The 9532-nt window shown below is 36.5% G+C and carries 11 protein-coding genes; 1 reads left to right on the top strand and 10 read right to left on the bottom strand.

The window, feature by feature from the left end; all coding sequences use genetic code 11:
• The coding region (locus tag GYX91_RS05755) for an integrase core domain-containing protein (protein ID WP_144340592.1) at positions 1-117 on the top strand (117 nt) is incomplete at its 5' end.
• A 473-nt stretch (positions 118-590) separates the two neighbouring features.
• Here GYX91_RS05755 and guaA read toward each other — a convergent pair.
• The 10 genes from guaA to ilvN all read right to left on the bottom strand — a co-directional run bounded on the left by guaA (position 591) and on the right by ilvN (position 9527).
• Positions 591-2156, bottom strand: coding sequence for a glutamine-hydrolyzing GMP synthase (gene guaA / locus GYX91_RS05750; protein WP_084551170.1), 1566 nt, complete (start codon positions 2154-2156; stop codon positions 591-593).
• Between the two features lie 183 nt (positions 2157-2339).
• Positions 2340-3035, bottom strand: coding sequence for a hypothetical protein (locus tag GYX91_RS05745; RefSeq protein ID WP_174830163.1), 696 nt, complete (start codon positions 3033-3035; stop codon positions 2340-2342).
• 36 nt (positions 3036-3071) lie between these two features.
• Complete coding sequence (locus tag GYX91_RS05740) at positions 3072-3578, bottom strand: hypothetical protein (RefSeq protein WP_174830162.1); 507 nt, start codon at positions 3576-3578, stop codon at positions 3072-3074.
• Positions 3579-3882: 304 nt separating this feature from the next.
• On the bottom strand, positions 3883-4416 hold the full coding sequence (locus GYX91_RS05735) for a hypothetical protein (protein WP_174830161.1): 534 nt from the start codon (positions 4414-4416) through the stop codon (positions 3883-3885).
• Between the two features lie 295 nt (positions 4417-4711).
• The gene (locus GYX91_RS05730; protein ID WP_174830160.1) at positions 4712-5227 is read right to left on the bottom strand and encodes a hypothetical protein; all 516 of its coding nucleotides are present in this window, start codon (positions 5225-5227) and stop codon (positions 4712-4714) included.
• Between the two features lie 107 nt (positions 5228-5334).
• On the bottom strand, positions 5335-5592 hold the full coding sequence (locus GYX91_RS05725; protein WP_078474877.1) for a hypothetical protein: 258 nt from the start codon (positions 5590-5592) through the stop codon (positions 5335-5337).
• A 321-nt stretch (positions 5593-5913) separates the two neighbouring features.
• A complete protein-coding gene (gene smpB / locus GYX91_RS05720) occupies positions 5914-6360 on the bottom strand; it encodes an SsrA-binding protein SmpB (protein WP_078474876.1) in 447 nt (148 codons plus the stop codon).
• A gap of 137 nt (positions 6361-6497) precedes the next feature.
• Positions 6498-7838 (bottom strand): MFS transporter, encoded by a 1341-nt coding sequence (locus GYX91_RS05715; RefSeq protein ID WP_078474875.1) that lies wholly within the window; start codon positions 7836-7838, stop codon positions 6498-6500.
• 94 nt (positions 7839-7932) lie between these two features.
• Entirely contained in the window at positions 7933-8949 is a 1017-nt protein-coding gene (ilvC, locus tag GYX91_RS05710; RefSeq protein WP_025330776.1) for a ketol-acid reductoisomerase, read from the bottom strand.
• Positions 8950-9035: 86 nt separating this feature from the next.
• On the bottom strand, positions 9036-9527 hold the full coding sequence (ilvN, locus tag GYX91_RS05705; protein ID WP_025331818.1) for an acetolactate synthase small subunit: 492 nt from the start codon (positions 9525-9527) through the stop codon (positions 9036-9038).
• Positions 9528-9532 lie beyond the last annotated feature (5 nt).

Genomic DNA, 9532 nt, shown 5'->3' with positions numbered 1-9532 from the left:
GAACAAGCAAGAAAAATAACGGAAGAATGGTTAGAAATATATAACACAGAAAGACCGCATGAAGCATTAAATAATATGACACCAATTGAATATAGAAACATGAAACAAATAGCATGATTTTCTACTTGGTTTGTGTGCTAACAATGGGGTATTTACACTTAAGAAACTTGTTTTGCTTAATTGCAGCCTGTCAAAGCCAAGTTAAATCTCTAATAGTTTGAGTGACCCATAGGCTTTAAAAGATGTTGATAAAGTACGTCAACTTGGACGAGTGTTATTCGTTTCAAATTAATGTGGTAGGTTAGCGCAAGTCTAAAACTTAGCTAATAATTAGAAAAAAAAACAACAAGCAAAGGGATTAAGCTTACACAAAGTCCTTTACTAATATTTATTATCTAATTTTTTCACTTGAACAAAGGCACTGACATAGAATTGTCGGCATTCTCTGAATATATTAAGCTTTACCTTTTATTTTACGATAAAAAATAGTAGTGGATATTACCAAGCTTTAATAAATAGAAAAACCAGCTAATCTAATCGATATAACTGGTTTTAAGAAAGAATATTAGGAGTTAATAAAAACTAAATTTCTATTCCCACTCAATAGTGGCTGGCGGTTTACCGCTGACATCATAAACGACACGGTTAATGCCGCGTACTTCATTGATGATGCGATTGGAAACACGGCCGAGCAGGTCGTAGGGGAGGTGGGCCCAGTGTGCTGTCATGAAATCGCTGGTAATTACTGCTCGCAGGGCTACTACGTATTCATAGGTGCGGCCGTCTCCCATTACACCTACGGATTTTACTGGCAGGAATACAGCAAAAGCCTGGCTGGTTTTATCATACCAGGATACACCGTCTTCGTCGCAGGTATTACGCAACTCTTCAATGAATATATGGTCAGCACGGCGCAGTAAATCGGCGTATTCGCGTTTTACCTCACCCAGAATTCGCACACCCAGACCCGGACCGGGGAAGGGGTGACGGTAAACCATATCACGTGGTAATCCCAGCGCAACACCCAGTTCGCGTACTTCATCTTTGAACAAATCGCGCAGTGGTTCCAGCAATTGCAGATTAAGTGTTTCAGGCAGGCCGCCTACATTATGGTGGCTTTTAATAGCATGTGCTTTTTTGGTTTTAGCACCGGCGCTTTCGATTACATCAGGGTAGATGGTACCTTGTGCCAGCCATTTTGCATTTTGGCGTTTGCCGGCTTCTTGCTGAAAGACTTCGACAAATTCGGCTCCGATGATTTTACGTTTACGTTCAGGATCGGTTTCACCGGCAAGTTTGGCGAGAAAATCGGCAGAGGCATCAACGTGAATTACATTGACGCCAAGGTTTTTGCCGAACATATCCATGACCATTTGCGCTTCCTGATAGCGTAACAGCCCATGATCTACAAAAACGCAGGTGAGCTGGTCGCCAATGGCGCGATGAATCAGTGCAGCAGCTACGGATGAATCTACTCCGCCGGAAAGGCCAAGAATAACTTCATCGGAACCAACCTGTTCGCGAATTTTGATAATGGCTTCTTCGATATAGTTAGGCATAGTCCAGCTGGGTTTGGCCTGACAGATATCAAGTACAAAGCGGTTGATTAGTTCACGTCCCTGTTTGGTATGGGTAACTTCAGGATGGAACTGAACACCGTAAAAGTGCTTGTGCGGGTTTTCAATGATGGCATACGGACAGCTTGGTGTATGTCCGATACTTTTAAACCCTTCTGGCAGTTTGCTTACTTTATCGCCATGGCTCATCCACACATCCAGTGTGTTAGGCTGGTTATCAAAAATGCCATTGGTAAACTGGCTGTCTTCTGTATGTACCTGAGCATAACCGAATTCGCGCTGATCTCCACCGCTCACTTCGCCGCCCATGGTATGTGCCAGCCATTGCATGCCATAACAGATGCCAAGAATGGGTATACCGAGATTGAGAATTTCCGGGTTAGCCTGATAGTCTGATTCATAAACTGAATTGGGACCACCGGACAGGATAATGCCTTTAGGGGCGAATGCCTTGATATCTTCAATAGGCATGTCAAATGAATGTAATTCACAATAAACATGAGCTTCACGTACGCGCCGGGCGATAAGCTGGGTTACTTGTGAACCAAAATCGAGAATTAATATTTTATCCTGATTCATGCTAGGCTCTTGACAGGTTTTATGTATGAAGCCAGTTATTTTAACACTTTTCCGGTTTTATTTCTGCAAGTGCTTTGTTCTGGAAAAAACAGTTTTTGAAAACCAGACATCAGATTTGGATAAAGATATTTAATAAATTGATATGTGATTGTATGTTAGGTTATCTGCTCAGAATATTAGTGGTTATATTGCTGTACTCACACATTTTAATGATTCTCTTTTTTCTTTTGCAAAAGATTTCAGAATATTGATAAAGTTGTTTTGATAATCGTAATCAGCGATATTTTCTACAATTCCGTCACTAAATTGTATATAAAAGTGTATATCTTCTTTTATGTTTGAGTTTTTATTAAATGTCATAACAAATTCAAAGGCTTTTATATTGTCAGGATAATTTTCGCTGGAGATTAATGCATTAGGTTTGATTATATGCTGAACAAATACAATAGATTCCAGATAAGATATATCTATTTTTTCATTTTCTACATAGATTGCATCTGGTGTGAAAAGAACCTTTTTAATTAATTCATTAGTATTTTTGAATTTAATAACTGCAGGGATTACTATAAATAGAAGAATTGTTGACCAAAACCAAAAGTATTGCCCAAAGACGAAAGGAATCAAATAAGCACAAAAATAAATAAAGTAAACGAAATAATTAATATGTGCAAAAAGTTTATTAGAGGTAAATTTTTTAGATTCACTTCTCCATTCTTGCATGACTTTTAAATTTTGTGCTTGGTCATTCATAAAATCTCTTTCTTGGATTCTGCATGATTTAAAATTTACAGGATAGATTTTTATAAAGTTTGATGCAATAGATAAAGTGGTTTGATTTTTAAGTAAAATATGTTGGTGGATATTTTTTTTCTTATTCATATTCTACCAGCATGAATAATTTATTATTCAGAAATATTAGATTGCTTTACCAGAATCTTTTAGTAACTCTCTTCTTTCTTTTGCTAAAGTTTCCAGTATAGTGATAAAACGGTCTTCAAAGTTATAATACTGATATCTTCGTCGAAATGATTTAACAAATGCCATGTAAAAATATATTTCTTCTTTAATTATTGGATTTTCAGTAAATTTTATGCAGAATTTACATGTAGTCCCTTTATATGGAGAGTATACATGATTAATAAATGTAATTGATTTAAGATAACAGATGTCTATTCTTTTTTCTTCTATATAAATTGCTTTTAATGAGAAATTAATTTGTTTAATATTTTTTCTTTGAGTTTTATAGAGTATCCAGAAAATAAAAGTCACTACTGCTGCAAATAAAGCTATTGATATGATAAAAAAATCTTGATCTTTAAATGATATATTTGATAGATATATAAAACAAACATAAGCACTTAAAGCTGTAAAAAACAAATAAATATATGCATAATCATTTGAGCAACAATGCCATTCTTGCATGATTTGTAAATATCTGGATCGGTCATTCATAAAATTTAAGTACTCAGTTTTCTTAAATTAGGTATGGAATGTTAGTAGTGCTTGCTTTTATTGATAGAGCTATATAATTTTAACACAATTTAACTTTTGTATCTGGTTAAATTATTAAATTCAATGTGATTTAAAGTGTATAGGAGCGGTTTTTATGTGGTTTGATGCAATAAGTAAATTAATATGACTTGATTTTTAAGTTAAAAATATGTTGGTGGATATTATTTTTCTTATTCAGGTTCTACCAGCATGAATAACTTATTTTTCAGTAAAATTAGATTGCTTTACAGGAATCTTTTAGTAACTCTCTTCTTTCTTTTGCTAAAGTTTCCAGAATAGTGATGAAACAGTCTTCAAAATTATAATCCTGATACTTCCATCGAAATGGCTTACGGAATTCCATGTAAAAATATATATCTTCTTTAATTACCCGGTTTTCAGTAAATCTTATGCAGAACTTAAATGTAGACCCTCTATTATAAGTTGGGTATTTAAGTTTAATAAATGTAATTGATTTAAGATAAGATATATCTATTTTTTTGTTTTCTATATAAATTGCTTTTGGTGTGAAATAAACCTGTTTAATTTTTTTTCTTTTAGTTTTAAAAAGTTTCCAGAAAAAAAAAGTACTTATTGCTGCAAGTAAAGCTATTAATGTGTTTAAAATCTGATCTTCAAATAATATATTTAACTGTTGATCTTTTAATATTATATTTAATAGGTACATAAGGCAAATATAAGCACCCGTAGCTCCAAAATACAAATGAATAAATGCATGATATCTTGAACAACAATGCCATTCTTTCATGATTTTTAAATATTGGGATCGGTCATTCATAAAATTTGAATATACAGTTTTTTAAATTAGGTATGGAATGTTAGTAATGGTGTTTGCATATATTGATGTAGCAATACTATTTTAACATAATTTAACTTTTTTGTCTGGTGAAATTATAAAATTCAATGTGATTTAAAGTGCACAGGAGCGGTTTTTATGTGATTAGATACAATGAGTAAAGTGATTATGTGATTTGATTTTTAAATAAAAATATGTTGGTAGATATTATTTTCCTTATTCAGATTCTACCAGCATGAATAACTTGTCATTCAGATATATAAGATGCTTTACCAGAATTTTTTAGTAGCTCTCTTCGTTCTTTTGCTATAGTTTCCAGAATAGTAATAAAGCGGTTTTGATAGTCATAATCTTCATTCCATTCAAATAGCCTATTACCAAATGCCATGTAAAAATATACATCATCTTTAATTACTGGGTTTTTGGTAAATTTTATGCAGAACGTAAATAGAGCTTTATTTAAACTAGGGTATGGTTGTTCAATCAATGTAACAGATTCAAGATAAGATATATCAATTTTTTTACCTTCTATATAAATGTCTTTTGATGTGAAGTAAACCTGTTTAATATTATTTCTTTTAGTTTTAAAGAGTTTCCATAAAAAAAGTGTACTAATTGCTGCAAGTAAAACTGTTATTATGCTAAAGTTTGGACATTTAAATAATATATTCATTAGGTACAAAAAACAAATATAAGCACCTACAGATCCAAAATATAAATAAATAAATGCATAGGCTCTTGAACAACAATACCATTCATGCATGATTTTAAAATCTTGTGGTCGGCCATTCATAAAATTTGAATAAACAGTTTTCTTAAATTAAGTATGGAGTCTGATGGTAAATAAAATATTTATTTAATAATTCATGTTTACCGGCATTTTCGCGGACTTTTTCCTTTTAGTTCTTCATTTGTCCTGGTGTCGTAAATCCGGACTGTGGCTTTAGGAAATGCCTTACATAGTACAATTTTTGAGCGATAAATTCCTGTTCCGTGAGCCAGCATTTGTACTTTAGGTGCCAGGTCGTTACCATTTTCATCCAATGCAACGAGACGGTAATCTCCGTTTAATGTCATACAGCCGTTTAGCAATAAAATTATTGATAGCAGACCGATTTTCTTCATCATTACACACCCTGTATTGTTAATAATGCTTGCCTGTATTGATACAGTAATACAAGTTTAACATAATTTAACTTTTTTATGTCTAGTTAAATTTAACTATTTATTATATTGAGAATGGATGTTAAAGGATGATTTATAAAATACTGATTTAATAATAGATTATGATTAATTTGATTTGGTTTATATGAAATGTGATTTTCTGGAGTTTATTAGCTGTATTATTTTACCAGATAAAAAGAGATGCTTTAATTAGTTTAATTTTTTTATTTATACGGGAAATTAATGAATTTAATTTCCCGTTTTATTATTAATATTTGCCAGGATTTAGCGTGTTTGTTTAAGCAGGCGTTGTTTTTCACGATTCCAGTCTTTTTCTTTACTGCTTTGGCGCTTGTCATGCTGTTTTTTACCTTTGGCCAATCCCATATCGATTTTTACATAACCATGGCTGTAATGCATGTTAACAGGCACAAGGGTATAACCACTGCGTTCTACTTTGCCTATCAGTTTGTTGATTTCTGATTGTTTCAGTAATAGTTTTCGCTGTCGTACCGGGTCGGGTTTTACATGATTGGATGCAGTGGGTAGTGCAGTAATATGACTGCCAATCAGGTAAAAAGCACCTTTTTTCCATTGAATATAGCTTTCTTTGATTTGAACTCGTCCTGCACGAATAGCCTTTACTTCCCAGCCTTCAAGAACAATTCCGGCTTCTATCTGTTCTTCGATAAAGTAATCGTGAAATGCTTTTTTATTGTTGATAATGCTCATTTTAGATATCTGCTACATAATATTTTTGTGTCTATTTTAGCAGAAAGATTTATTATGAAAAGAGATTGAAGTAATAATAATGTGAATTAACTGCAAAAATTAAAAAACCGATTGGTTAAATCGGTTTTTTATCTGCTTTAATTTTCAATTTCCTGTTTATGTGTTTCTGGTAGCAGTAGTACTGCAATCATACTCAGTATACAGGCGGCAATCAGAAACCAGCCTATATATACTGTACCCTGTAAACCATATGTTTCAACCATCCATGCGGCAGCAAACGGGGTCAGTGATCCGCCCAGAATACCGCCAAAGCTAAAGGAGATAGCTGCACCGGTATATCTTACGTTGGTAGGGAATATTTCAGGTAAGAAAGCCGCTAAAGGTGTCCACAAGATACCCATTATAAACAGAGCAGAGGATAAGAAAATGGCAGCTGTAATGGCACTGGAAGAATTGATTAAGTCACCAAAAAAGAAACCGATTATGATTGTGGCTATACCACCTATAAGAAATACCGGGCGACGGCCGATTCTGTCTGAAAGCCATGCAGATATCGGGGAACCGACTGCCATAAATACAATGGCACCCATGAGAATGGATAAATACTCAATTTTATTAAATAATGCTGTACTTTGCCACTCATGCTTTGTAGTAGCATATTGTAAAGAAAATACGGTTGTTAAAAAGAACAGGGTAAAGCACGACGTGGCGGCCAAAGAGCCTAAAAAAAGCTGATTGTAATGTTTGCGTACAGTGTCAGTCAGAGGGATTTTTACAGCACTCTGTCTGGCAACCATGGTACGAAAAGCATTACTTTCAATAATGGACATGCGAACATACATACCCAGACCAACCAGAACAATGCTCAGTAAAAATGGGATACGCCAGCCCCACGACATCATTTGTGCATTATCAAGATTTTTGGATAAAACAATGAAAATCAGGCTGGCAGTAATGAATCCGATAGGAGGCCCAATTTGCGGAAACATAGCAAAAAGAGCACGTTTACCTCTGGGCGCATTTTCGGTAGCCAGTAAAGCGGCTCCGCCCCATTCACCACCTAAGCCAAGACCCTGACAAAAGCGCAGGACGCATAAACAAACCGGTGCAATAATACCTGCCTGCTGATATGTCGGCAGAACACCGATCAGGGTTGTACTGATACCCATTATCAGTAATGATGCTATCAGGGTGGTTTTACGGCCAACTTTATCGCCAAAATGTCCGAATAATCCAGCACCAATAGGGCGGGCAACAAAGGCTATTCCAAAAGTAAGAAATGAGGACATGATGGCAATTGCCCGATCCTTGGTTGGAAAAAACAGGTCGCTTAATACGAGTGCAGCAGCAAGCCCGTATATGTAGAAGTCGTAAAACTCTACGGCTGTACCTACGAGGCTGGCAATCGCTACTTTGGTAGGGGAGTTCTGAGTAATTTTGTTTGCAGATTCAGACTGCGGAGCGGGTGGAGTAGTCATATTCTTTCTTGAATTCGGGGTTTAAAAAAAGCTTGTATATGAAAATGCATACACAAGCTTTTTGCTTTGTTACAAACAGACTTAAGCAGCTATATTAGTTTTTATCCTGATCAACCAGTTTGTTTTTGGCAATCCATGGCATCATGCTGCGTAACTGGTTGCCAATGATTTCGATCGGATGATCAGCATTCTGACGACGGCGGGCAGTCATTGACGGATAGTTGGTTGCACCTTCTACGATAAATGATTTGGCATAGTCACCATTCTGAATGCGTTTTAATGCCTCGCGCATAGCCTGACGTGAATGTTCATTTACGACTTGCGGGCCGGTGAAGTATTCGCCGTATTCGGCATTATTGGAAATGGAGTAGTTCATGTTTGCAATACCGCCTTCGTAGATTAAATCTACAATCAGTTTCATTTCGTGCAAACATTCAAAATAAGCCATTTCCGGAGCATAGCCTGCTTCTACCAGTGTTTCAAAACCGGTTTTGATTAATTCAACCAGCCCGCCGCACAATACGGCCTGTTCGCCGAAGAGGTCGGTTTCAGTTTCTTCTTTGAAGGTTGTCTGAATCACGCCGCCTTTGGTACCGCCATTGGCGGCAGCATAGGATAAAGCGATGTCGCGGGCACGACCGGTTGCATCCTGATGTACTGCAATCAGGCTGGGCACACCACCGCCTTTCAGGAATTCACTGCGTACCGTGTGACCAGGGCCTTTGGGTGCAATCATCACTACGTCAAGATTTTTGGCCGGAATAATCTGGTTGTAATGAATATTAAAACCATGAGCAAAAGCTACTGTGGCATTGTCTTTCAGATTAGGCGCGATTTCATTCTGATAAACTGCCGGCTGAAATTCGTCAGGTGTCAGAATCATCACTACGTCGGCCGCTTTTGTGGCTTCTGCAACTTCCCGTACGTCATGACCGGCATTTACTGCTTTATGCCAGGAATTACCGCTTTTGCGCAGCCCGACGATTACGTTTACACCTGAATCTTTCAGGTTGGCAGCGTGAGCATGACCTTGTGAGCCATAACCGATGATGGCTACGGTTTTGCCTTTGATTAATGAGAGATCTGCGTCTTTATCGTAATAAACTTGCATTGCTATTCCTTCAATTTAATGTGTTGATTTTAAAATCAGGGTTTTAATATGTTTTTAGGTCGGATAATGCTTTAAAAATGTCCGGCTTAAATACGTAACATGCGTTCGCCGCGACCTATGCCTGCTGCACCGGTACGTACGGTTTCCAGAATAAGGGTTTTGCCCACGGTATCCAGAAAGGCATCTAGTTTGCTGCTGGTGCCGGTGATTTCCACTGTATAGGTTTTGTCGGTTACATCAATGATGTGTCCGCGGAAGATATCGGTCAGACGCAGTATTTCATCGCGATCCTTGCCGGTAGCACGCAGCTTAACCAGCATTAATTCACGTTCAACGTAGTTGCTATCGTTCAGATCGATAACTTTGATAACTTCTATCAGTTTATTAAGCTGCTTGGTTATCTGTTCCATTACTTTGTTATCGCCGCTGGTGACAATTGTCATTCGTGACAGGGTTTTGTCTTCTGTTGGAGATACGGACAGGGAATCGATATTGTAAGCACGGGCTGAAAACAGACCAACAATACGGCTCATGGCTCCGGCCTGATTTTCCATCAGAATAGATAAAATGTGTCTCATGATGT

The sequence above is a fragment of the Snodgrassella sp. ESL0304 genome (assembly GCF_013344995.1).
GTDB lineage: Bacteria > Pseudomonadota > Gammaproteobacteria > Burkholderiales > Neisseriaceae > Snodgrassella > Snodgrassella alvi.
This window is presented reverse-complemented; position numbering and strand designations above follow the sequence as displayed.

What these genes read in the sequence shown, in the direction of transcription:
- ilvC (WP_025330776.1), bottom strand. Translation starts at nt 8,949, where the DNA reads ATGCAAGTTTATTACGATAAAGACGCAGATCTCTCATTAATCAAAGGC.
- GYX91_RS05725 (WP_078474877.1), bottom strand. Translation starts at nt 5,592, where the DNA reads ATGATGAAGAAAATCGGTCTGCTATCAATAATTTTATTGCTAAACGGC.
- GYX91_RS05715 (WP_078474875.1), bottom strand. Translation starts at nt 7,838, where the DNA reads ATGACTACTCCACCCGCTCCGCAGTCTGAATCTGCAAACAAAATTACT.
- guaA (WP_084551170.1), bottom strand. Translation starts at nt 2,156, where the DNA reads ATGAATCAGGATAAAATATTAATTCTCGATTTTGGTTCACAAGTAACC.
- GYX91_RS05730 (WP_174830160.1), bottom strand. Translation starts at nt 5,227, where the DNA reads ATGCATGAATGGTATTGTTGTTCAAGAGCCTATGCATTTATTTATTTA.
- GYX91_RS05735 (WP_174830161.1), bottom strand. Translation starts at nt 4,416, where the DNA reads ATGAAAGAATGGCATTGTTGTTCAAGATATCATGCATTTATTCATTTG.
- GYX91_RS05740 (WP_174830162.1), bottom strand. Translation starts at nt 3,578, where the DNA reads ATGCAAGAATGGCATTGTTGCTCAAATGATTATGCATATATTTATTTG.
- GYX91_RS05745 (WP_174830163.1), bottom strand. Translation starts at nt 3,035, where the DNA reads ATGAATAAGAAAAAAAATATCCACCAACATATTTTACTTAAAAATCAA.
- ilvN (WP_025331818.1), bottom strand. Translation starts at nt 9,527, where the DNA reads ATGAGACACATTTTATCTATTCTGATGGAAAATCAGGCCGGAGCCATG.
- smpB (WP_078474876.1), bottom strand. Translation starts at nt 6,360, where the DNA reads ATGAGCATTATCAACAATAAAAAAGCATTTCACGATTACTTTATCGAA.